The 20,360-nt window shown below is 71.3% G+C and carries 24 protein-coding genes, 1 tRNA gene and 1 pseudogene; 12 read left to right on the plus strand and 14 right to left on the minus strand.

The window, feature by feature from the left end; translation table 11 throughout:
- Window positions 1-27: 27 nt before the first annotated feature.
- From QCZ28_RS28480 to QCZ28_RS28490, 3 genes are read right to left on the minus strand one after another with little or no spacing between them, the layout of a single operon-like run.
- The gene (locus QCZ28_RS28480) at window positions 28-777 is read right to left on the minus strand and encodes a LamB/YcsF family protein (protein WP_279519503.1); all 750 of its coding nucleotides are present in this window, start codon (window positions 775-777) and stop codon (window positions 28-30) included.
- A complete protein-coding gene (locus tag QCZ28_RS28485) occupies window positions 761-1,624 on the minus strand; it encodes a biotin-dependent carboxyltransferase family protein (RefSeq protein ID WP_279519504.1) in 864 nt (287 codons plus the stop codon). Before QCZ28_RS28485 ends, QCZ28_RS28480 begins: the two co-directional genes overlap by 17 nt.
- Complete coding sequence (locus QCZ28_RS28490; RefSeq protein WP_279519505.1) at window positions 1,621-2,292, minus strand: allophanate hydrolase subunit 1; 672 nt, start codon at window positions 2,290-2,292, stop codon at window positions 1,621-1,623. The genes QCZ28_RS28485 and QCZ28_RS28490 overlap by 4 nt, the downstream gene beginning before the upstream one ends.
- A gap of 107 nt (window positions 2,293-2,399) precedes the next feature.
- Between QCZ28_RS28490 and QCZ28_RS28495 the strand changes: the two genes are divergently transcribed.
- Window positions 2,400-3,077: a hemolysin III family protein gene (locus QCZ28_RS28495; RefSeq protein ID WP_279519506.1), complete on the plus strand. Its 678-nt coding sequence runs from the start codon at window positions 2,400-2,402 to the stop codon at window positions 3,075-3,077.
- 310 nt (window positions 3,078-3,387) lie between these two features.
- On the opposite strand, the gene QCZ28_RS28500 is transcribed toward QCZ28_RS28495, so the two are convergent.
- The gene (locus QCZ28_RS28500) at window positions 3,388-3,675 is read right to left on the minus strand and encodes a DUF6458 family protein (protein ID WP_279519507.1); all 288 of its coding nucleotides are present in this window, start codon (window positions 3,673-3,675) and stop codon (window positions 3,388-3,390) included.
- Between the two features lie 112 nt (window positions 3,676-3,787).
- Here QCZ28_RS28500 and QCZ28_RS28505 point away from each other — a divergent pair, with 112 nt between their 5' ends.
- Complete coding sequence (locus tag QCZ28_RS28505) at window positions 3,788-4,327, plus strand: histidine phosphatase family protein (protein ID WP_279519508.1); 540 nt, start codon at window positions 3,788-3,790, stop codon at window positions 4,325-4,327.
- Window positions 4,328-4,384: 57 nt separating this feature from the next.
- Here the strand turns inward: QCZ28_RS28505 and QCZ28_RS28510 are convergent, their stop codons facing one another.
- The 4 genes from QCZ28_RS28510 to QCZ28_RS28525 all read right to left on the minus strand — a co-directional run bounded on the left by QCZ28_RS28510 (window position 4,385) and on the right by QCZ28_RS28525 (window position 8,715).
- Window positions 4,385-4,654 (minus strand): DUF6458 family protein, encoded by a 270-nt coding sequence (locus tag QCZ28_RS28510; RefSeq protein WP_030332052.1) that lies wholly within the window; start codon window positions 4,652-4,654, stop codon window positions 4,385-4,387.
- A 213-nt stretch (window positions 4,655-4,867) separates the two neighbouring features.
- A complete protein-coding gene (locus tag QCZ28_RS28515; protein ID WP_279519509.1) occupies window positions 4,868-6,724 on the minus strand; it encodes an acyl-CoA dehydrogenase in 1,857 nt (618 codons plus the stop codon).
- Between the two features lie 129 nt (window positions 6,725-6,853).
- The gene (locus QCZ28_RS28520; protein ID WP_279519547.1) at window positions 6,854-7,978 is read right to left on the minus strand and encodes a PP2C family protein-serine/threonine phosphatase; all 1,125 of its coding nucleotides are present in this window, start codon (window positions 7,976-7,978) and stop codon (window positions 6,854-6,856) included.
- Window positions 7,979-8,082: 104 nt separating this feature from the next.
- Entirely contained in the window at window positions 8,083-8,715 is a 633-nt protein-coding gene (locus QCZ28_RS28525; RefSeq protein ID WP_279519510.1) for a septal ring lytic transglycosylase RlpA family protein, read from the minus strand.
- A 187-nt stretch (window positions 8,716-8,902) separates the two neighbouring features.
- Here QCZ28_RS28525 and QCZ28_RS28530 point away from each other — a divergent pair, with 187 nt between their 5' ends.
- Genes QCZ28_RS28530 through QCZ28_RS28540 form a run of 3 tightly spaced genes read left to right on the plus strand, consistent with a single transcriptional unit; the run spans window position 8,903 to window position 11,026 of the window.
- Window positions 8,903-9,454: a phosphoribosyltransferase family protein gene (locus QCZ28_RS28530; RefSeq protein ID WP_279519511.1), complete on the plus strand. Its 552-nt coding sequence runs from the start codon at window positions 8,903-8,905 to the stop codon at window positions 9,452-9,454.
- 33 nt (window positions 9,455-9,487) lie between these two features.
- Complete coding sequence (locus tag QCZ28_RS28535) at window positions 9,488-10,537, plus strand: questin oxidase family protein (protein WP_279519512.1); 1,050 nt, start codon at window positions 9,488-9,490, stop codon at window positions 10,535-10,537.
- Between the two features lie 57 nt (window positions 10,538-10,594).
- Window positions 10,595-11,026 (plus strand): ASCH domain-containing protein, encoded by a 432-nt coding sequence (locus tag QCZ28_RS28540; RefSeq protein WP_279519513.1) that lies wholly within the window; start codon window positions 10,595-10,597, stop codon window positions 11,024-11,026.
- Between the two features lie 24 nt (window positions 11,027-11,050).
- Here QCZ28_RS28540 and QCZ28_RS28545 read toward each other — a convergent pair whose 3' ends face one another.
- On the minus strand, window positions 11,051-11,932 hold the full coding sequence (locus tag QCZ28_RS28545; RefSeq protein ID WP_279519514.1) for an LLM class flavin-dependent oxidoreductase: 882 nt from the start codon (window positions 11,930-11,932) through the stop codon (window positions 11,051-11,053).
- Between the two features lie 136 nt (window positions 11,933-12,068).
- On the opposite strand from QCZ28_RS28545, the gene QCZ28_RS28550 reads away from it, so the two are divergent.
- The 3 genes from QCZ28_RS28550 to QCZ28_RS28560 all read left to right on the plus strand — a co-directional run bounded on the left by QCZ28_RS28550 (window position 12,069) and on the right by QCZ28_RS28560 (window position 13,942).
- Window positions 12,069-12,488 (plus strand): hypothetical protein, encoded by a 420-nt coding sequence (locus tag QCZ28_RS28550; RefSeq protein WP_279519515.1) that lies wholly within the window; start codon window positions 12,069-12,071, stop codon window positions 12,486-12,488.
- A 75-nt stretch (window positions 12,489-12,563) separates the two neighbouring features.
- A complete protein-coding gene (locus QCZ28_RS28555; RefSeq protein ID WP_279519516.1) occupies window positions 12,564-13,268 on the plus strand; it encodes a dihydrofolate reductase family protein in 705 nt (234 codons plus the stop codon).
- Window positions 13,269-13,297: 29 nt separating this feature from the next.
- Window positions 13,298-13,942 (plus strand): dihydrofolate reductase family protein, encoded by a 645-nt coding sequence (locus tag QCZ28_RS28560; RefSeq protein ID WP_030332036.1) that lies wholly within the window; start codon window positions 13,298-13,300, stop codon window positions 13,940-13,942.
- A 25-nt stretch (window positions 13,943-13,967) separates the two neighbouring features.
- Here the strand turns inward: QCZ28_RS28560 and QCZ28_RS28565 are convergent, their stop codons facing one another.
- Window positions 13,968-14,309 (minus strand): VOC family protein, encoded by a 342-nt coding sequence (locus QCZ28_RS28565; RefSeq protein ID WP_279519517.1) that lies wholly within the window; start codon window positions 14,307-14,309, stop codon window positions 13,968-13,970.
- Window positions 14,310-14,479: 170 nt separating this feature from the next.
- Here QCZ28_RS28565 and QCZ28_RS28570 point away from each other — a divergent pair.
- The 3 genes and pseudogenes from QCZ28_RS28570 to QCZ28_RS28580 all read left to right on the plus strand — a co-directional run.
- Window positions 14,480-14,821: pseudogene (locus QCZ28_RS28570) on the plus strand (sigma factor); the annotation flags it as partial.
- Between the two features lie 626 nt (window positions 14,822-15,447).
- Window positions 15,448-16,386 (plus strand): LD-carboxypeptidase, encoded by a 939-nt coding sequence (locus QCZ28_RS28575; protein ID WP_279519548.1) that lies wholly within the window; start codon window positions 15,448-15,450, stop codon window positions 16,384-16,386.
- Between the two features lie 13 nt (window positions 16,387-16,399).
- The gene (locus tag QCZ28_RS28580; protein WP_279519518.1) at window positions 16,400-16,954 is read left to right on the plus strand and encodes a 2'-5' RNA ligase family protein; all 555 of its coding nucleotides are present in this window, start codon (window positions 16,400-16,402) and stop codon (window positions 16,952-16,954) included.
- Between the two features lie 51 nt (window positions 16,955-17,005).
- Here the strand turns inward: QCZ28_RS28580 and QCZ28_RS28585 are convergent, their stop codons facing one another.
- The 4 genes from QCZ28_RS28585 to QCZ28_RS28600 form a co-directional block, all read right to left on the minus strand.
- Window positions 17,006-18,088 (minus strand): hypothetical protein, encoded by a 1,083-nt coding sequence (locus QCZ28_RS28585; protein ID WP_279519519.1) that lies wholly within the window; start codon window positions 18,086-18,088, stop codon window positions 17,006-17,008.
- Window positions 18,078-18,611 carry a SigE family RNA polymerase sigma factor gene (locus QCZ28_RS28590; protein ID WP_279519520.1) on the minus strand — a complete coding sequence of 178 codons (534 nt, stop codon included), beginning with the start codon at window positions 18,609-18,611 and terminating at the stop codon, window positions 18,078-18,080. The genes QCZ28_RS28585 and QCZ28_RS28590 overlap by 11 nt, the downstream gene beginning before the upstream one ends.
- Before the next feature lie 160 nt (window positions 18,612-18,771).
- Window positions 18,772-18,845: transfer RNA gene (locus tag QCZ28_RS28595), tRNA-Gly, on the minus strand.
- 259 nt (window positions 18,846-19,104) lie between these two features.
- Window positions 19,105-19,662, minus strand: a complete 558-nt coding sequence (locus QCZ28_RS28600; protein ID WP_030332010.1) for a pyridoxamine 5'-phosphate oxidase family protein — start codon at window positions 19,660-19,662, stop codon at window positions 19,105-19,107.
- 99 nt (window positions 19,663-19,761) lie between these two features.
- Between QCZ28_RS28600 and dcd the strand changes: the two genes are divergently transcribed.
- On the plus strand, window positions 19,762-20,340 hold the full coding sequence (gene dcd / locus QCZ28_RS28605) for a dCTP deaminase (RefSeq protein WP_030332009.1): 579 nt from the start codon (window positions 19,762-19,764) through the stop codon (window positions 20,338-20,340).
- The last annotated feature ends 20 nt before the right edge of the window (window positions 20,341-20,360 follow it).

Genomic DNA, 20,360 nt, shown 5'->3' on the forward strand with positions numbered 1-20,360 from the left:
TCGGAGGGGCCCACGGGGCCCCTCCGGTCAGGCGAACGGGGCGAGCGTGATGTCGGCGTCGATCAGGGTGGCGCGGACGAGTTCGGCGGCGGAGACCGCGCCCGGGGTGTCGCCGTGCACGCAGATCGAGTCGACCGAGCAGGGAATGACGGTGCCGTCGACAGCCACCACGCTGCGGTGCGTGGCCATCCGCACCGCCCGTTCGGCGACCTGCTCGGGGTCGGTGATCACCGCGCCCGGGGTGCCGCGTGGCACCAGTGCCCCGTTGGGCAGGTAGGCACGGTCGGCGAAGGCCTCGGCCACCACTGGCAGACCGGCGCCGACGGCCAGTTGGGCGAGGGTCGACCCGGGCAGGCAGAGCACGGGCAGCTCGGGGTCGTAGCCGGTGACCGCCGCGACCACCGCCGCCGCCTGGGATTCGTCGATGCTGGCCGCGTGGTAGAGCGCGCCGTGCGGCTTGAGGTAGCGGACCCGGGTGCGGAACAGCCGGCAGAACGCGTCCAGCGCCCCGAGCTGGTAGGTCACCTCGTCGCGGAGCTCGGCGAAGTCGTACGCGATGTGCCGCCGGCCGAAGCCGGCCAGGTCGCGGTAGCCGACCTGCGCGCCCACCGCCACCCCACGGTGCGCGGCGCCCTCGCAGACCCGCCGCATCGTGGACGGGTCGCCGCCGTGGAAGCCGCAGGCGACGTTGGCGGAGGTGACCAGGTCCAGCAGCGCGTCGTCGTCGCCGAGTCGCCAGATGCCGAATCCCTCGCCCAGGTCAGCGTTGAGGTCCATGGAATCTGACGGTAGTACCTGGCCGTGCCTGCGCGAGCGCTGTCACGTCGGTGACCACCCCGATGACGGGGTATCCGCCGGTGGTCGGATGGTCCGCGAGGAAGATCAGGGGTTGTCCGTCCGCCGGCACCTGCACCGCGCCGAGCACGATGCCCTCGCTGGGGAGTTCACCGGCGACCGCGCGGGGCAGCGCCGCGCCGGCGAGCCGCGCGCCGACCCGGTTGCTCACCGGGCTGATGGTGTACGCGTTGCCGAAGAGCCGGTCGAACGCGGTAGCTGTGAACCAGTCCGCGCGGGGGCCGGGGCCGAGCGTCAGGTGCAGCTCCGGCTCGGGGTGGGCGCAGCTGGTCGAGTCGACCGGCGCGGGTGCGGCGACCGGTTCGCCCAGTGGCAGCCGGTCGCCGTCCCGCAGCGGAGGTGGGCCGAGCCCGGAGAGGGTGTCGGTGGCCCGGCTGCCGAGCACCGGTGGCACGTCGATGCCGCCCGCGACCGCCAGCCAGCTGCGTACGCCCCGTCGGGCGGGGCCGATTCGCAGCACCGTGCCGGCCGGCACGCTGAGCGGGCGTCCGGTGTCGCCGGGTCGAACGCCCGCCTGGACCGGGACCTCGGCACCGGTGACCGCGACAGTGGTGGCGCGGGTCAGCCGCACTGTGCAGCCGGTCAGGGTGATCTCCAGGCCGGCCGCGTGCTCCGGGTTGCCGACCAGCCGGTTGGCCAGCCGCAGGGCGGCCGGGTCGAGGGCGCCGGAGCGGGGTACGCCCAGGTGGGCCCAGCCGGGTCGGCCGAGGTCCTGCACCGTGGTGAGCGCGCCGGCGCGGAGCACCTCGATGGTGCCCGGGTGGGTCACGCCGCCACCATCCGGACGGTGGTGCCCGGGTTGAGGCGGGCCGGCGGATCGGTGGCGACGTCGAACAGCACCAGGTCGGTCCGGCCGACCAACTGCCAGCCGCCGGGTGACGCGCTCGGATAGATGCCGGCGTACGGGCCGGCCAGCGCGACCGAGCCGGCCGGGACCCGGGGTCGGGGCGTGGCCAGCCGGGGCAGCGCCAACTCGGCGGGCAGCCCGGTCAGGTAGGGAAAACCGGGGGCGAAGCCGCAGAACGCGACCCGGAACCTGGTGCTGGTGATCCGGTGCCGCACCGTTGACACGTCCACCCCCCAGTGGTCGGCCACCGCCGGCAGGTCCGGCCCGTCGAAGGAGACGGGCACGACCACGTCCGCCGCGTAGGCGGCTGCGTTGTGGTCTGCGGCTCCGGTGTGCTCGGGGCCGGTGGCCGCGGCGGTGACGGCGGACGCCCATCGGGTCAGCTGCCGGGCGGTGGCGGTCGGGTCGGGCAGGCCGTCGAGCAGCACGGTCCGGGCCGCCGGCACGATCTCGACGGCGATCAGGTCGCCCCGGTCCCGACGCCGCCACAGCTCGCTGCGCCATGCTTCGACGAGCGCGGCCTCGGGGATGTCGGTGGGCGTGGTGCAGTCGAGGAGCAGGGCGTGCGCCCCGACCGGTCGGATCCGCATCCGCTCATCCTCGCCGATGTGCCGCCGATCCGGTGTTCACGGTGATGGTGCCCGGTGTCACCAACGCCACTACTTACAAGTAACCTACGGTGTCGTAACCTGACTGGGTGACCACCTCCGCCCCGCTTCGCCTGAAGCCGGTCGACATCGGTAAGCCTCGGATGCGCGGCTGGCTCCACACGTACGCCTTCTTCGTCGCCCTGGTCTGCGGCATCGTGCTCTGCTCGATCGCCGCCACCAGGCCTGGGTGGGCGCCACTGGTGAGTTGCCTCATCTACAGCCTGACGGTCTGCGGGCTCTTCGGCACCAGCGCGTTGTACCACCGTCGGGTGTGGTCGGAGCGCGGCTACCAGCTGATGCGCCGGATGGACCACTCGATGATCTTCGTGTTCATCGCCGGCACGTACACACCGCTCTGCGTGATGCTGCTCGCGCCCCGGCCTGCCACGGTGATGCTGGCCCTGGTCTGGGGTGGCGCGCTGGCCGGCGTGGCGGTCAAGGTGGTCTGGCCGCACGCCCCGCGCTGGGTGTCCGCGCCGCTCTACCTGGCGCTGGGCTGGGTGGCGGTGGCCATGCTGCCGGAGATCCTGCACGGCGGCGGCGTCGCGGCGCTGGTGCTGCTGATCGTCGGCGGCGCGATCTACAGCGTGGGCGCGGTCTTCTACGCGTTGCGGCGGCCCAATCCGTGGCCGACCGTCTTCGGCCACCACGAGTTCTTCCACGCCTGCACGCTGCTGGCGGCGCTCTGTCACCACATCGCCATCTACTTCGCGCTGTTCGCCTGACCCGGATAGCCAGAGTGCACCCAGCGCGATCGCGCCCGAGGGCCCTCTTTCCTGGATCCAGCACGATCTTCAGTCGACTGAGGCTCCAGACATCGAGCCCTCACCTCAAGATCTGCGCAACTTCGCTGAAACTGCTGTCTCAACGCGCCGCCAGACAGCAGTTTCACCGAACTTGCTCGGATCTTGGCAGGGGTAGCCGGCTGACGGCGACCCGTCGGCCTGCAAACGGGCCAGGCGCAGCGCACTAACGGGCGCACACGCGAGCCGGGGCCCCGCCACGCTGCGGGACCCCGGAGTGTGTGAGCGAGGATCAGACCGGTCGGCCCGGCCTACGCACCTCGCGGTACTCCTGCACGACCTGGTCGTTCTGGACCGGAACGACCCGGTCGGCCACCACGCGCTCATCGCGCACCGGCGCGGCGACCACCGCGCGGCGGCGGCTGCTCCAGAAGTAGAGGGTGACGAGCAGGCCGGCGACGCCGGCCAGCATCAGCACCCAGCCGACCACGGACAGGTCGAGCCAGCCCAGGTCGGCCTCCACTGCGAACGCGAAGATCGCGCCTAACGCGATCAAGAAGATGCTGCCACCAATGCCCATGTCTCGCTCCTCGGCTCTAACCTGGCGTACCTCGCGCCGCGGCCGTCGGTAGGGGTGCGGCATCCATCGACTTACCCCGGCACGGAGATCGCCAATCGGGCAAGCTGGGGCCATGACGGACGCCGACCCCGACACACGGACACTGGTGTTGCTGCGGCACGCGAAGGCCGAGCAGGGCAACGACGCGACGGACGACGCCGAGCGGCCGCTGAGCGCGCGCGGGACCGCCGACGCGGCCGCGGCGGGAGCCTGGTTGGCGCACCACGGGCTGCTGCCCGACGTGGTGATCTGCTCGACGGCCCGCCGCACCCGGCAGACCTGGCACGGCGTGGCGATGGGGATGACCGGTTCACCGCCGGAGGGTGGCCCGACCGGTCCCCGCCCGACCGTCCGTTATGAGCCGGGCGCGTACGACGCGCACCCCGAGGAGTTGTTGTCGCTGGTCCGCACGGTGGATCCGGCGGCCCGTACGGCACTGCTCATCGCCCACAATCCAGGCATCTCGCTGCTCTCGGCGCTCTTCGACCCGGAGGGCGTCGACGACGGCGGGTTGCGCACCGCCGAGCTGGCGGTGCACCGCTGCCCGGTCGGCTGGTCGCAGTGGAGCAGGGCGGGAGCGCCGCTCATGGCCCGCCACGCCGCACGCGACTGAGCCACCCGCCGACAGTCGGCGGGTGGCTCAGCGGTACGCGTCCAGCCTGTGTGGGGATCAGGACGGCGGCGCGGTTGGTGGCGGCGGGTCCGGCGGTGGCGGCATCATCGCCGTCGGATGAGACAGCCGGTTCTCCTCCACGATGAGGGTTCGGGCCCGCTTGCGCCGGTCCTGCCAGAACCAGAGGGTGGTCAGCAGGACGGCCAGCCCGGCCAGGATGAACACCCAGCCGACCGCGCGTACGTCGATCCACCAGACGTTTGCTCTCAGCGCGAAGGTCAGGATCGCGCCGATCGCGATGAGAAAAATGCCGCTACCTACACCCATGTGCGCTGCACTCCCCCGTGCGGTGGCTCTGGGCGTTCCCTTTCGAGGTCACGCGACGGTTACCCGCCACGCCACCGGCATACCCGACCGGGCTCGCCCAATACGTGCCCGCCGCCGGGGTGGGATGGCGACGGCCGGCGAGGCAGAAAGCCCCGCCGGCCGTTGCGGCGCCGGGTGGTGCGACCCGAAACCGTCAGACGTGCCGTGGCACGCTCAGAAGGCCTCCTCCGGGAGGTCCATGATGTCGAGGTCCGCACCCTCGATGATCCGCCGGTCGGCACCGATGCGGGGCAGCACCTCACGGGCGAAGAAGCGGGAGGCGGCCACCTTGCCGGTGTAGAACGCCTTGTCACTGGCGGAGACCTCGCCGGCCAGCGCCTTCAGCGCCACGTCGGCCTGCCGCTGCAGCAGCCAACCGACCACCAGGTCGCCGATCGCCAGCAGGAACCGCCGGCTGCTCAGCCCGACCTTGTAGAGGGCACGGGTGTCGCCGCCCTGCGCCTCGCCCAGCCAGCCCGTCATCACACCGAGGATGTTCTGCACCTCGGCGAGGGCCTTGCCGAGCGCCTGCCGCTCGTCCTTGAGCTGACCGTTGCCCGCCTCGGAGGAGATGAACTCCTGGATCTCGCCGGCCACCGCCATCAGCGCCTTGCCGTTGTCCCGCACGATCTTGCGGAAGATCAGGTCCAGGCTCTGGATGGCGGTGGTGCCCTCGTACAGGGTGTCGATCTTGGCGTCCCGGACGTACTGCTCCAGCGGGTAGTCCTGGAGGAAGCCGGAGCCGCCGAAGGTCTGCAGGGCCTCGTGCCCGAGCAGCTCGTACGCCCGCTCCGAACCCACGCCCTTGACCAGCGGCAGCAGCAGGTCGTTGACCCGCTTGGCCAGCTTGGTGGCCTTCTCGTCACCGGCCGCCTCGGCGATCGCGACCTTGTCCTGCCAGGTGGCGGTGTAGAGGACCAGGGCGCGCAGACCCTCGGCGTACGACTTCTGCATCAACAGCGAGCGGCGCACGTCCGGGTGGTGGGTGATGGTGACCCGGGGCGCGGTCTTGTCCGCCTGCTGGATCAGGTCGGCGCCCTGCACCCGGTTCTTCGCGTACTCCAGGGCATTGAGGTAGCCGGTGGAGAGGGTGGCGATGGCCTTGGTGCCGACCAGCATCCGGGCGTACTCGATGATCATGAACATCTGCCGGATGCCGTCGTGCTTGTCGCCCAGCAGCCAACCCTTGGCCGGTACGCCGTGCTCGCCGAAGGTCAGCTCGCAGGTGTTGGAGACCTTCAGGCCCATCTTGTGCTCGACGTTGGTGGCGTAGACGCCGTTGCGCTCGCCCAGCTCGCCGGTGGTCTCGTCGAAGTGGAACTTCGGCACCACGAAGAGCGACAGGCCTTTGGTGCCGGGGCCACCGACCCCCTCCACGCCCACCGGGCGGGCCAGCACGTAGTGCACGATGTTGTCGGTGAGGTCGTGCTCACCGGAGGTGATGAAGCGCTTCACGCCCTCGATGTGCCACGAGCCGTCCGGCTGCTGGATGGCGCGGGCGCGGCCGGCGCCGACGTCCGAGCCGGCGTCCGGCTCGGTGAGCACCATGGTGGAGCCCCACTGCTTGTCGATGAAGAGCTTGGCCCACCGCTTCTGCTGCTCGGTGCCCTCGACCTCCAGCACGTGCGCGAAGGACGGACCCGAGGCGTACATCCAGATGGGGGCGTTCGAGCCGAGCACCAACTCGGCGAGGGCCCACCAGAGGGCGCGCGGCGCGGTGGTGCCACCCAGGTGCGGCGGCAGGTCCAGGCGCCAGAACTCGGAGTCCATGAACGCCTGGTACGACTTCTTGAACGACTCCGGCAGCGGCGCGGTGTGCGTGGCCGGGTCGAAGACCGGCGGGTTGCGGTCACTGTCCGTGTAGCTGGCGGCCAGATCCTCGCGGGCGAGGCGGTCCAGCTCGGCGAGGAAGGTGCGGGCCGTGTCGGCGTCGAGTTCCGAGTACGGCTCCTGGCCGAACGCCCGGTCCGCCCCGAAGACCTCGAACAGGTTGAACTCGAGATCCCGCAGGTTGCTCTTGTAGTGGGTCATGCTCGCTGGCCCCGCTTCCGGACAGGTGTTACCGATCAGTAACCCAGACTGTATTACTCGCGGGTAGGCAGCGACAAGCGGATCACCCAAGTGACGGCGATTACACACCTGCGGTGCCGGTCGGCCGACTCAACTCTCGGCGGCGCCGACCTCCCAGCTCGGGACGGCCACGGCCGCGCTGGTACGGGCGCCCACGTACTCCATCAGGACCAGCGCGATGTCGTCGTCGAGCCGGCCGTGGACCCACTCGACCAGGGCGGTCTCCAGCGACGCCAGCCCGTCGGCGACAGTGCCATGGCCGAGCAGCCGCCAGGCCCGGTCGGCGGTGGGGAAGAACTCGCCGTCCCGCCGCGCCTCGCCGAGACCGTCGGTGAACAACAGCAACCGGTCCCCGGGCTCCAGGCGTTCGACCCGGGGGCGGACCACCGGCATGAACCCGAGCGGAGGCGCCGGGGCCGGCGGTTCCAGCGGGATCACCGCGCCCCGACGCAGCAGCAACGGCGGCGGATGCCCGCAGTTGACGATCGTCAGGGTGCCGCCCCGCTCCTCGACCAGTGCCGCCGTGACGAAGTCCTCGTCCCCGACGTTGCGGGCCACCGCCCGGTCCAGGTCGGCGACGACGGCCCGCAGGTCGGCCCGCTCGTACGCCACGTGCCGGTAGGAACCGAGGACGATGCTGGCCAGCCGGACCGCGTCCAGGCCCTTGCCCCGCACGTCACCGATGATCATGCGTACGCCGTAGGGGGTGTCGATCGCCTCGTACAGGTCGCCGCCGATCTCTGCCGTGGCGGTGGAGGAGATGTACCGCCCCGCGACCGAGAGCGTGCCGACCTGCGGCCCGAGCGGGCGCAACACCGCCTGCTGGGCCACCGAGGCGAGTTTGGTCAGCTCGACGATCCGCTCGGCCTGCCGCTGGCGAACCCAGGCCACCGCCACTGCCAACGCGGTGACGAGCGCGACCGCGACAACGTTGACCGAGGTGACCAACGAAACCTTCGGCGCGACCAGCGCGAAGCCGACGCCGATCAGAGTCGCCGCGACGCCCACCCCCAGGACCACCAGCCAGGAAGCCAGGGCCGCAGCGAGCACCGGTGCGGCGGCCAGGAGCGCGACGTAGTGCACCTTCCGGCCGTCCGCCACCTCCACCGCCGACACGATCGCGAGCAGAACGAGGGCCGCGCCGAGGCCGGCGCGGGATCCGGGGCTCAGCGGGCGGCGGCCCGACTGGAGGAGTCGCGTGGGTACGACTGACAGTTTGCCTGATCCGCGTGAACCGGTGAATGAACCTGACCCGTCGTCCGAGCAGGTTCTGTCCGGCCGGCCCAGTCGGCTGGCCGAATCGGCGTCGTCCGCGCCGCTCAGCCGAGAACCTCGTAGCGGACGGTGAGCGCGCCCACGTCGACCGAGGCGATGGTGGCGAAGGCGGCCCGGGAGAGATCCAGGCAGCGGCCGTCGACGAACGGGCCGCGGTCGTTGATCCGCACCGTCACCGACTTGCCGTTGGCCGGGTTGGTCACCCGGACCTTGGTGTTGAACGGCAGTGTCTTGTGCGCGGCGGTCAGCGCGTCGGGGTTGAACGACTCACCGTTGGCGGTGAGCTGCCCGTCGGAGTAGAACGAGGCACCGCACGAACCGCTCTCCAGCACCTTCGCCGCGGCCGTGGTCTTCTTCGCGGTCGGCTTGGGCTTCGGCGACGCGGTGCGCTCCTTGCTCCGGGAGGCGGCCTGCTGCGACCGGGTCGCCGACGGGCTGGCGGTCGCGCTGGGCGAGGCGCTGGCGCTCGGGGAGACGCTGGGGGAGCTGGGGGCGAGGCTGCTCGCGGCGGTGGTCGGGGTGAGGTCGAGAGCAACCTGCCCCGACTGCTCGGAGCCGGAGGTCAGCTGCACGGCACCGACAGTGCCCCCGACCGCGAGGGCGACGCCGACCGCCGCGGTGGCCACGATGCCCGCCGGGGAGGAGAAGATGCGGGTACGGGAGTGCCTGCCTGCCACCGGCCCGGTCCTTTCGTCGTCTGAACAAACCGGGTCGGACCGTAACGAGAGAAGCACTTCCGAAGTCAACGTGATCATGGTGCTATGCCCGCATTTGCACAGGTACGTGTAGCCGATCATCCGACCCGAGGTGGGCCGGTCGGCCCGGGTGCGGCGAGACCCACCGTCCGTACCGCAGGATGAGCGGATGCCCACCGAGCTGACCGAACGCCTGGCCGCCCTGTTCCGGTGGATCGACCCCGGCCCGGGCACCAGCCACCTGGTCAGCGACATCTCCGGTTGGTGGCGGGACGCGACGGTGCTGGCCGAACTGGGACCGGCCCTGGTCGCGCCCTACCGGGCCGCCCGGCCCACAGTGGTGCTCGCGCCGGCCGTCACCGGGCTGCTGCTCGGGCCGTTGGCCGCCACCGCCCTCGGGGTCGGCTTCGTGGCCGCCCACAAACCCGGTGACGGACGGCTGCCGGCCGGACCGCTCACCTGGGCGCAGAGCCCACCGGACTACCGGGGCCGACGCGTCGACCTCGCCGTACGGGACCGACACCTCGGCCCCGACGACCGGGTGCTGGTGGTGGACGACTGGGTGCGCACCGGCGCGCAGCTACGCGCCCTCTACGACATCTGCGCCGCACGGGGAGCCGAAGTGCTGGGCACCGCCGTGGTGGCGGTGGACTGCCCGCCCGACGTCGCGGCCGACCTCCGGATCACCGGCCTGATCGCCGCCGCCGATCTGCCCGCTTGACCTCAAGCGAGGTTCAGCATTGACGATCGACTGATGAGTGACGGAGTTCTCGACGAGGCGTACGAGCGACTGCACCGCACCGGCCCCGAGTTCGAGGGCTGGTTGTCCAACCACGGGCCGATGGCCGTCGAGGCGTTGGTCCGGCACGGGCACCAGCAACGGGTGCACCGCTGGCTCGACGACTACCTCGGCCGACTCGACGAACTGCCCCGGGGGCTGCACCCGATCGACGACTGGCGGTCAGCGCTGGGCGACCCGAAGCGCGCCGGCGACTGGTTGACCTACTTCGACACCCAACTGCGCGAACACCCGTGGCGTACGGTGCTCGGCACCTGGTGGCCCCGGCTGCTGCCGGGCATCGCCGCCGGTGCCACCCACGGGGTGATCCGGGTCGGGCACGCCGTACGCGCGCTCGACTCGGCCGACGAGAACCCACTGCGGCTCGCCGAGTTGGGCCAGGCCCTCGGCTACTGGGCGGCCCGCTGGCAGCCGATCCCCGGCACCGACCACCTGCTCGCCGGCGAGCCGGAAGAGCCGGAAGGGTCGGGCGCCGATGACGTGGCGGCCGCGCTGGCCGGGGTGCCGCGGATCGACGACCAGACCGGGGGCATCCGGGACCGGCTGGGCCGGCTGCCGGACGTACCCCGGTGGGAGCCGGCGCTCGCGGCGCTGCGACCGGCGCGGAGCCCGGCCGAGGCGCAGCGCGGGCTCACCACGCTGGTGCACCGGGCCGGCCTGGACTACCTGCGCTTCGGGCACACCAACCCGGTCATGCTGGTGCACGCGGTGACCGCGCCGACCGCTGTGCTGCGTACCCTGCCGGCTCTGGACCGGGCCCTGTGGGCGCCGAGCCTCACCGCGGCCTGGGCCGCGACGGCGGCCATGACCTCGGTGTACGCCCCGGCCGACGGCATCGCGCCACCGACGGTGGCCCCGGCGGCCCCGGCGGAGGTCTTCGCCCGCGCGGCCCGGCACGGCGACGAGCACGTGGTCAAGCTGGCCGACGCGATCCTCGACGCGTACGCGGCCAGCGGCGACGACCGGCTCCTCACCGCACCCGGCTACGCCGGCCAGTTGATCTGAGTGGGGCGACGGGTATTGCGGCAGCGTCCCGGCCCGTGCTGGCCTAGCCTCGGCAGGATGTGGCCTCGGATCGGTGAACTGCGCGCCCTCGCTCTCGGCACCCCCGGCGAGCTGCGGGAAACCCTCAACACCCTGGTGCTGGCCGGGGTGAAGACCGCCACGGCCGGCCGACTCGCCGAGTACGCGGACGAGGGCGAGGAGTTGGAGCACGTCGGCGAACGCCTGGCGCTGGTCGACGACGACGACGCCCTGGCCGGCGTCGTGGAGATCACCGGAGTCGAGGTGGTCCGCTTCGCCGACGTGCCCTGGGACTTCGCCCGGGCCGAAGGCGAGGGTGACCGCTCGATCGAGGAGTGGCGGGGCGGGCACTCGGCCTACTGGGCGCGGCTCGGCACGCCGGTCGACGACGACACCCCGATCGTCTGCCTCCGTTTCCGCCTGGTCTCCGGCGGCGAGGGTGGGGTGGCCGGCGGCGACCTCGGCACCTGACCCGGCGGGTGCGGGCGCGGCGACTCAGCTGCGTAGTTGTGGCAGCAGCCGGGTCGCGACGTCCACCAGGATGGCCTCGTCACCGGCGTACCAGCTGCTGGCCCGCGGCCAGTGCGTCACCACGTCGGTGAAGCCCAGCTCGGCGGCCCGGCCGACCTGATCGGCGAAGAACTGGGCGCTGCTGAGCGAGAAGACCGGCGCCGCGTCCAGCGAGAGGTAGCGGTCCAGGCTGGACGGATCGCGGCCGGCCTCGGCCAGGGTCCGGTCCATCCGCGCGGACAGCGCCGACACGCTGGCCCACCAACCCGCCAGGTCGTTGTCGTCACCGGTGCCGGTGGTCACCCAGCCCTGCCCGAACCGGGCCACCAACCGCATCGACCGTGGCCCGTTGGCGGCCACCACGAACGGCACCCGGGGCTGCTGCACGCAGCCGGGATTGTTGCGGGCGTCCACCGCGGCGAACCAGTCGCCACGCCAGGTGGTGCCGTCCTCCCGCAGGATCAGATCCAACAGCTCGGTGAACTCGGCGAACCGGTCGACCCGCTGCCGCGGTGGCAACGTCTCACCACCCAGCACCGCCGAGTCGAAGCCGATGCCGCCCGCGCCCAGGCCGAGCAGCAGCCGACCGCCCGAGACGTCGTCCACAGTGGTGATCTGCCGGGCGAACGCGGCCGGGTGCCGGAAGTTCGGCGACGCCACCAGGGTGCCCAGCCGAATCCCCGAGGTCACCGTGGCGGCGGCCGTCAACGTGGACATCGAGTCGAACCACGGGCCGTCGACCAGGTCACGCCAACCCAGATGGTCGTACGTCCAGGCGTGGTCGAAACCCCACTCGTCGACCTGCCGCCAACGACGCTGCGACTCCGCCCACCGCTGGTCCGGCAGGATCACGATGCCAATCCGCATGATCGCCACCCTAGCCGGGACACCACCAGGGTCGGGTTCTCGCTCTCGTTCGGCGGTGGACCAACTGGCGCAGCGGATCGAGGCGGCGACCGGAAGTCCTAGGTCCACCGCCGCCACCAGTCCGTACCCTCGGGGGATGGCCACCGAAGCGGCTGCTGCCCGCGTATCCCCGGATCGCCGGATCCGCGTGATCCGCACCGGGGCGATGCTGGTCGGGGTGGTCGTTCCGTCTCTCGTGCTCCGCGAGCTGGTCGAGTTCCGGTTCGGCAGAGGCCCGCTGGCCGACCTCAGCGCTGTCGCGGTGCCGATGGCGGCGACCGCCTGGCTCGCGCCGTACGCCTCCTACCGCCGCCGCGACGCCCTGCTCTGGCTGGTCGGCCCCGGCATCTACGTCTTCGCGGTGATCGCCTGGCGGGCGGCCCTCGCGCCCTACCGGGACTGGCGGCCCCGACCGGAGGAGAAGCCCCGGATGCGCTGGTCACGCGACCCGGAACACGCCGGAAGGTGGCTCCTGAGCAAGCCGACGAGTGACACGCGTCACACTGACTCCCTGTAGGGACATCACGTTCGGCTCCGACCTCTCGGCGAGCGGCACCCGGACGGGGTGTCGACCGAGAGAGGACCAGGCGCGATGACGAAGGTGACCGCACAACTGTCGGTGTCGGTGGACGGCTTCTACGCCGGCCCACAGTTCGACGGCAACGGCGACTGGATGGGCTCGACGGAGAGCGCGAAGTTCTTCCGGGTCACCCGGTGGGCGACCGACGCCGCGGCCTGGCGCGAACGGCAGGGCTTCAGCGGCGGGGAGCGGGACACCAACTCCGAGGTGATCGCCGAGTCGTTCGGCGCGGCCGGCGCGTACGTGATGGGCCGCCGGATGGCCGACGGGGGTGAGATCCCCTGGGGCGAGGAGCCGCCGTTCCGCGCACCGGTCTTCGTCGTCACCCACCGCCCCCGCCAACGGCTGGTGAAGGGCGGAGGCACCAGCTTCACCTACGTCACCGATGGTGTGGCCAGCGCCGTCGAGCAGGCGCGCGCCGTGGCCGGCGGCAAGGACGTCGCGGTGGCCGGTGGCGGCAGCCTGGTGCGTCAGGTGCTCAAGGCCGGCCTGCTCGACGAGTTGGAGCTGCACGTCGTGCCGGTGGTGCTCGGCACCGGCCTGCGGGTCTTCGACGCGGACCTCGACCTGGGCGACCGGGAGGGGATCGAGCTGACGCCCACCCGCGTCCTGGCCACCCCGCAGGTGACCCACATCCGGTACGCGGTGCGCGGTCGCGCCCCGCTCGTGCTCGACGACCGGGGCCGTGGCGGTGGCCCGACGGCAACCGCGAACTGAACCACTGCCGACCGGAAAGGAGGATCACCATGTCACAGCTGTTGCGGGTGCAGTGTTTCAACGTTTCGCGCGACGGGTTCGGCACCGGAGAGGGGCAGAGCCTGGAACGCCCCTTCGGTCACGCGGACCCCACCCCGCTGTTCTCCTGGCGTGCCGCCACCGCCAGCTTCGTGTACCGCACCGAGCCGGGCGGCAGTCGCGGCCTGGACGACTACCTGACCCGCGACGCCGAGTGCAACATCGGCGCGGAGATCATGGGTCGCAACAAGTTCGGCCCCCAACGAGGCCCCTGGAAGGACCACGAGTGGACGGGATGGTGGGGGGACAACCCGCCGTTCCACACACCGGTCTTCGTGCTCACCCACCACGAACGCCCGTCGTTCACACTGGCCGACACCACGTTCCACTTCCTCAACGCCAGCCCGACCGAAGCGCTGGCCCGGGCGAAGCAGGCAGCTGCCGGTCGGGACGTCCGCCTCGGTGGCGGGGTGGCGACGATCCGCGAGTTCCTCGAGGCCGACCTGGTCGACACGATGCACATCGCGGTCGCACCCGTCGACCTGCACCGGGGCGAGCGGTTGTGGGACAGCCCCGACGAACTGCTCGACCGATTCCACCTCGAGTCGGTGCCGAGCCCCAGCGGAGTCACCCACCTGCTGTTCTGGAAACGATGACCGCGCTCGTGGCCGGCACTGTCGGCTACAGCCGGGCCAGCACCAGCAACCGGTTGCCGTCGGGGTCGATGACCCGGGCGGAGCGCTCACCCCAGGGCTGGTCGACCGGTTCCTCGGTGACCGTCGCTCCACCGGTGCGCAGCGCACCCACTGCCGCGTCACAGTCATCGGCGTAGACGCACAACTCCCAGCGGTGCGACTCGGCCGGCTCGCCAGCCTCCGGGTTGGCGGCCAGGCCGAGCTCGCTGCTGCCCAGTCGCAGCGCGACGAACTCCGGGACGCCCTCGTCCGGGAACCGGTAGGTCAGCTCGAAACCGACCACGTCCCGGTAGAACGCGATCAGTCGTGGCAGGTCAGGTGTCGTCACGATCGGAAAGGCTTCGGTGAACACGGACCACCTCCACGCCGGACCATAGCCGCTGCCGCGGTCCAGCCGGAACCTCCGCCGTCGATCCCGGCAGGTGTCATCATCTGCCGGCCAGAACCGCCTCAACCATTCCCGGGACAGGTGGCGTTCTACCTGGCGAGGGGGTGGGGATGACCGAGACGTTCCACGAGTTCGTGGTGCACCGCACGCCGGCGCTGTCCCGGACGGCCTACCTGCTCACCGGCGACCACCAACTCGCCGAGGACCTGTTGCAGAGCGCCCTGGCCCGGACGTACCGGCACTGGCGGCGGATCCGCGACGGCGACCCCGAGGCGTACGTGCGGCGGGTGATGTACCACCAACAGGTCTCCTGGTGGCGGCGGCGCCGGCTGACCGAACGCCTGGAGGCACAGCCCAGCGACCGGCCCGGCGACGACCACTCCGAGACGACAGCCCTGCGGCTGAGTCTGCTGCGCGCGCTACGCGTGCTCACCCCTCGCCAGCGCGCCGTGCGCCGGGTCGCCCCCGCCACCGGCCGGGACACCGCACCGCTGCCAGTGCCCGGCGTCACCGGCGTGACCGCCATCCGGCTGCTCGGCTGGGGCCCGGACGGGTCCGCGCTGGTGGTCGCCTACCAGCCCGAACCCCTCAGCCCGGACCGGTTCGACCAGCCGCTGGAGCTGGACCAACGCACCGCCTACCCCAACGTGCGCAGCGTACGGGTGTTGGCGTTGACGCCCGGCGCCAGCGCGCCACGAACAGTGATGACCGCACCGGAGCAGATCCTCGCCGTCGACGTCGCCGACACTGTGATCAGCGCCGCACGCGCGCCGCGGACCCGCCCGGCGGGTTGGGTGGCCGGTTCTGGTTCTGGACGATCCTGATCACAGTGGTGGTCGCCGGCATCGTCGCCTACCGCAACCGCAGTGGGCTGGCACTCTGGCTCGACGACCGGCGGGTCCGTCGGGCCCGCGGGCCCGACCCGAAATGAGGTGCGGGCCGGCGGGCAGAACTGTTGGATCTCGACATGGCGCATGAGCTCGTTCGTCCTCGAAAAGCCCGCCCCGGGGACCACCTCGCGGTCCTCTCGCCGTCGTTCGCCGCGGCCGGCGCCTATCCGGCGATCCACGAACAGGCAATGCGACGGCTCGCCGACCTGACCGGCCTCGTACCGGTCGAATACCCCACCACCCGCCAGGTGGGCGCGAGCGCGGCAGCGCGGGCGGCGGACATCAACGCCGCCTTCGCAGACCCCCAGGTACGCGGCATTCTCGCCGTCATCGGAGGCGACGACCAGATCACCGTGATCCCCCACCTGGACGCCGACCTGGCCCGAGCCGACCCGAAGCCGTTCCTCGGCACCAGCGACAACACCAACCTGCACCACTGGCTCTGGGGCCTCGGCATCGCCAGCTTCTACGGCGGGTCGTCCCAGGTGCACCTCGGCCCCGGGCCTGCCGTCGACGACGTCCACGTCCGGTCGCTGCGAGCGGCCCTGCTCACCGGGGAACGGCTGGAGATCACCGATCCGGGTGAGTCCGAGGACATCGGCATCGACTGGGCAGATCCGCAGGCGTTGAAGTCCTTCGGCAAGCGCGAACCGACCGAGCCGTGGAGCTGGTACGGGCCGTCGCGCGCGGTCACCGGCCGTACCTGGGGTGGCTGCCTGGAGGTCATCCAGTGGATCCTGACGGCGGGACGCTTCCCGTTTCCCCCCGAGGTCCTTCAGGGCGGGGTGCTGCTCATCGAGACGTCGGAAGAACTCCTTCCCGCCCGCGAGGTCGGCTGGATCGTCCGATCGCTCGGTGAACGCGGTCTCCTCGGCGCCGTCGACTCGGTAGTGGTCGCCCGTCCGCCGGTCTCCGACCACAACCGTCGACCCGCGGCCGACGATCGGGCACGGCTTCGTGAGCAGCAGCGGGACACGGTCGTCGACGTAGTGACCCGCTACAACCCCGAGGCGGTGGTCTGTGTCGGCGTCCCGTTCGGCCACACCAGACCACAGTGGATCCTGCCCCACGGCGGCCCGGTCACCGTCGATGGCGTGCAACGGCGAATCTTCGCCGACTATCGATAGGGAGCCGCAGGGTATGGAGCCGACACAGACGGCGCTCATCGTGCCGATACCCGAGGCCGAGGAGGCGGTGGGCCGGTTTCGGGCATCACTCGACCGGGCCGCCTCGTGGGGCGTCCCAGCCCACGTGACAGTCCTCTACCCGTTCCTGCCTCCGGAGCAGATCGACGAGCGGGCCTTGGCCACGCTGCGGGACACCATCGCCGGGATACCACGGTTCGACGTCGCGCTGACGCACGTCGACTGGTTCGGTGACACGGTCCTCTGGCTCGCGCCGCAGCCAGATCGGCCCTTCCGCGACCTCACCGAGGCAGTGTGGCGACGGTTTCCTGAGGCACCCCCGTACGGCGGGGCGCACAGCGACGTGGTGCCGCACCTGACCATCGGTCACGACGCCGACAAGCCCGTGCTGACCGACGCGGCGGAGACCGTCTCCGGGTACCTGCCGATCCACGCGGCCGTCGACAGGGTCCGGCTGATCGCCGGAACGCCGGACGTCAGCCCGTGGCGCACCGTCGGCGAGTTCCCGCTGGGCGCCCCTGGTACGGGTCTCCAGACGGTCTCGGCCTGACGTCGAGGCGCTGTCGGTGGCCCGACCTGTCCGGAAGCCTCGCCCGACAGGTCATGGCTTGTCGATCAGCTCGATCAGCGCGGCGTCGCCCTGCCCGATAGTCCGTTGGTCGGGAGCGACTCGCACGGTGATTCGGCGACAGCCGTCGAGTTCCACGTAGGTGCGGGGCTCGCTGGTGGTCAGTGGGATCAGCAGAGCGAACCGGCTCGCACGGGTGCTGCACGGGTTCGCCGGTCGAGACGCCCGCAGCGCACCCTCGATCGCCGCTCGTCTGTCCTCCGGCAGCACCGTTCCGTGCGCGAACTCGCCGAGTGGCTCGCCATTCCCCTGCCTGCTCTTCGGCACGTAGTAGACGCAGAGGCGGACCTGCTGCCCGGCGGGGAACGGCTCTGGAAGGGCACGGGCTTCACGGTCGGCCACCAAGGATGTCATGTCGACCTCGCGCTGGCTGCAACCCGCTCTGGCCGAATCGCTCTCGGCGACCGCACGGGTCGCCACGGTAGTCAGCGGCAGAGCATCGAGCGCTGCCCGGAACTCGTCCGGCAGATTGTCGTGGCAGGAATCGAGTGGTATGCCGGGCCGCATCCACCGGCCGTCGGCGTCGATGAGCGCGAGCCAGGGTGCCTCCTGCAGGATCGCTCTGCAGGGGAAGCCGGGATGCTGCGGCGCGTCGGGCCGGCGGAGGGCGGCGACGAGGGTGGCGACGGCGGCGACGTCATCGCTGCGCCGCTCCGTCAAAAGCCATTCGGACCGGACAGGAGGACGCTCCACCCCGCAGACGACGACCGCGGTGGGGATGAAGTCATCGCCGAGACGGGGCAGGGCTGCTGCTTCACTGGTCGGGACACGGAAGCCACGCGCGATCATCTCCGGTGCGGCCTCCAGGCATGAAGTCCACCGCCCCTGACCGGCGGAATCGGCAGCCGTATGGGGTGAAGGGACGCGGTGGAGCATCTGCGCCCCTCCGACGCCCAGCCCGACGGCCAGGGCCACGGCGAGCGCGGTGCTTCCGATCAGGCGCTGCCGGTGCCGGCGGACCCGTCTGGCCACCTTGACAACCCGATCTGGTGGCGGCGTCAGCGGCGGAACGGCGTTGGTCAACAGGAGCCTGATGTCCTCGTCTTCACGCGTCACTTCGCGACCTCCAGGTGGCGAACAGCTCAAGATCCGGATCGGTACGCAGAATCCGTAGGGCACGGAAGGCCTGCACCTTGACCGTGTTGTGCGAGCAGCCGAGCACTTCCGCTGTCCGCTGCACCGTCAGGTCCTCGACGTAGCGGAGCACCACGATCGCCCGCTGCTGCCGGCTGAGCCGGGCCAAGGCGCGGCGTACCGCGTCGCGGTCGGCGGACTCACCTGCCATGTCGCCCCGTGAGGGCTCGTCCGGTGGCTGGCTCGGAACCTCACTGCGCCAACGCCGCCGCCACCAGGAGACGTAGGTGGTGAACAACGCCCGACGCAGGTACGCCTCGGGATGCCCGGCACTGTTGATCGTGGCCCAGCGCCGCCAGACGTCCGCCAGGACCGTCTGCAACAGGTCCTCGGCGCGCCCGGCATCACCGGTGAGCAGCCAGGCCGAACGCAGCAGTGCATCTGAGCGCCCCGCGACGAACTCGGCGAAGCCTTCCGGTGGCACCAGGTCCCGCGGTCGCTGCATGGTGTGTACCTCCCACCACTTGAACGCTCTGGGAGGCCGGCGAGGTTAACGCGGGAACGGCCGGGGTTCGGGGTCTTCACTGTCGGGCGCGAGAGCTGCTGGCCGCAACAGCATCGAAGGCCCTGGCTGGGACTCTCGTCCTGGCCAGGGCCTTCGCACGTGGAGCGGGTGACGGGAATCGAACCCGCACTGTCAGCTTGGGAAGCTGATGTTCTGCCATTGAACTACACCCGCAAGCGGCACCACTGTACCCGAGTCGTCGAGCCCGTGCACCCAGGCACCCCCGCCGGCCGCAGGTGTCCGCATACCGCACGACCCGCGCCGACCCGGGTTGATCCACTCGGCTTGCTGAAAATCGGGGCGTCCGAAGCGGCGGGATAGCGCGGTTTCACGGAAACCGAGTTGATCATGCGGGGTGCCGGCGGCGGGCGCACGTACAGCCCGGTGTCGGCTCCGTGAGGACGGAGCCGACACCGACGATCTTCCGGCCCCGTCAGGCGGCCGTGCACTGGACGTCACGGCTGAGGCGGGTCGGGCGCGTCGGCGGGACGGCCAGTGGGGTGGCCACCGCCGACGGGGCGTTTGGGTCGAGCCAGACCCGCACGGCCGGCCGACCCGGCGCGAGGCCGGGGACGCCCGCGATGTGCTGCTCACGGCGGGTGAGCATCGCCACGTCGATGGTGAACTCGAAGAGCCGCCAGTCGACCTGCGGCTCGGCGCGGGCGCTCTGCGCCAGCTGCGCCACCCGGACCGGATCGGTCACCGGACGGGCCCGCCCCGCCACGTACGCCTCGTCGTCGCTCTCCTCGGCCGGGAACGAGTGCAGCGCGTAGCGGCCGTCCCGTTCGAGGTCACGGCGCTTGGGCGAGTCGATGATGAAGCAGAACAGCCCCTCGGCGGTGATGACCGGGGAGACCGGATGGACGCGGGGCCCGCCGTCGGCACGGACCGTGGCCAGATAGCCGAAGCCCGGCCCGTACTGCTGGAGGAGAACGCGGATCCCGTCGGCGAGTCGGGGCTCGTCGGCGGCGAATTCGGACCAGGAAGCCATGTGGGCATTCTATCGAACAAATGTACGAGCAGCGACCTCGACGCGCTGGTCACCGGCACCGAATCCGGGCAGTTTCGGCAACGCGGCTATGGTGGTCCGATGCTGCTCTCCGACCGCGACCTGGTCTCCGAGATCAAGGCCGGCACGCTGGGCCTGGAGCCGTTCGAGCCCACCCTGGTCCAACCGTCCAGCATCGACGTCCGACTCGACCGGCTGTTCCGGGTCTTCAACAATCACCTCTACACCCACATCGATCCCGCCATGCAGCAGGACGACCTGACCTCGGCGGTCGAGGTCCCCGACGGCGAGCCGTTCGTGCTGCACCCCGGGGAGTTCGTGCTCGCCTCGACGCTGGAGGTCATCTCGCTGGGTGACCAGCTCGCCGGCCGACTGGAGGGCAAGAGCTCCCTGGGCCGGCTCGGGCTGCTCACCCACTCCACCGCCGGCTTCATCGACCCGGGCTTCTCCGGTCACGTGACGCTGGAACTCTCGAACGTGGCGAACCTGCCGATCACCCTGTGGCCCGGTATGAAGATCGGGCAGCTCTGCATCTTCCGGCTCTCCTCGCCGGCCGAGCACCCGTACGGCTCGGTGGTCTACGGCTCGCGCTACCAGGGCCAGCGGGGGCCGACGCCGAGCCGCGCCTGGCAGCACTGGCGCACCTGGCCCACCCGCTGAACCACGACGACGAGGGCCCG

The organism is Micromonospora sp. DH14, assembly GCF_029809455.1.
Taxonomy (GTDB): domain Bacteria; phylum Actinomycetota; class Actinomycetes; order Mycobacteriales; family Micromonosporaceae; genus Micromonospora; species Micromonospora parva.

Excerpts from the sequence above, each read along its gene's own strand:
- QCZ28_RS28480 (WP_279519503.1), bottom strand. The coding sequence starts at position 777 with ATGGACCTCAACGCTGACCTGGGCGAGGGATTCGGCATCTGGCGACTC.
- QCZ28_RS28490 (WP_279519505.1), bottom strand. The coding sequence starts at position 2,292 with ATGCGGATCCGACCGGTCGGGGCGCACGCCCTGCTCCTCGACTGCACC.
- QCZ28_RS28500 (WP_279519507.1), bottom strand. The coding sequence starts at position 3,675 with ATGGGCATTGGTGGCAGCATCTTCTTGATCGCGTTAGGCGCGATCTTC.
- QCZ28_RS28505 (WP_279519508.1), top strand. The coding sequence starts at position 3,788 with ATGACGGACGCCGACCCCGACACACGGACACTGGTGTTGCTGCGGCAC.
- QCZ28_RS28510 (WP_030332052.1), bottom strand. The coding sequence starts at position 4,654 with ATGGGTGTAGGTAGCGGCATTTTTCTCATCGCGATCGGCGCGATCCTG.
- QCZ28_RS28515 (WP_279519509.1), bottom strand. The coding sequence starts at position 6,724 with ATGACCCACTACAAGAGCAACCTGCGGGATCTCGAGTTCAACCTGTTC.
- QCZ28_RS28530 (WP_279519511.1), top strand. The coding sequence starts at position 8,903 with ATGCCCACCGAGCTGACCGAACGCCTGGCCGCCCTGTTCCGGTGGATC.
- QCZ28_RS28535 (WP_279519512.1), top strand. The coding sequence starts at position 9,488 with ATGAGTGACGGAGTTCTCGACGAGGCGTACGAGCGACTGCACCGCACC.
- QCZ28_RS28540 (WP_279519513.1), top strand. The coding sequence starts at position 10,595 with ATGTGGCCTCGGATCGGTGAACTGCGCGCCCTCGCTCTCGGCACCCCC.
- QCZ28_RS28545 (WP_279519514.1), bottom strand. The coding sequence starts at position 11,932 with ATGCGGATTGGCATCGTGATCCTGCCGGACCAGCGGTGGGCGGAGTCG.
- QCZ28_RS28550 (WP_279519515.1), top strand. The coding sequence starts at position 12,069 with ATGGCCACCGAAGCGGCTGCTGCCCGCGTATCCCCGGATCGCCGGATC.
- QCZ28_RS28555 (WP_279519516.1), top strand. The coding sequence starts at position 12,564 with ATGACGAAGGTGACCGCACAACTGTCGGTGTCGGTGGACGGCTTCTAC.
- QCZ28_RS28560 (WP_030332036.1), top strand. The coding sequence starts at position 13,298 with ATGTCACAGCTGTTGCGGGTGCAGTGTTTCAACGTTTCGCGCGACGGG.
- QCZ28_RS28575 (WP_279519548.1), top strand. The coding sequence starts at position 15,448 with ATGCGACGGCTCGCCGACCTGACCGGCCTCGTACCGGTCGAATACCCC.
- QCZ28_RS28580 (WP_279519518.1), top strand. The coding sequence starts at position 16,400 with ATGGAGCCGACACAGACGGCGCTCATCGTGCCGATACCCGAGGCCGAG.
- QCZ28_RS28590 (WP_279519520.1), bottom strand. The coding sequence starts at position 18,611 with ATGCAGCGACCGCGGGACCTGGTGCCACCGGAAGGCTTCGCCGAGTTC.
- QCZ28_RS28600 (WP_030332010.1), bottom strand. The coding sequence starts at position 19,662 with ATGGCTTCCTGGTCCGAATTCGCCGCCGACGAGCCCCGACTCGCCGAC.
- dcd (WP_030332009.1), top strand. The coding sequence starts at position 19,762 with ATGCTGCTCTCCGACCGCGACCTGGTCTCCGAGATCAAGGCCGGCACG.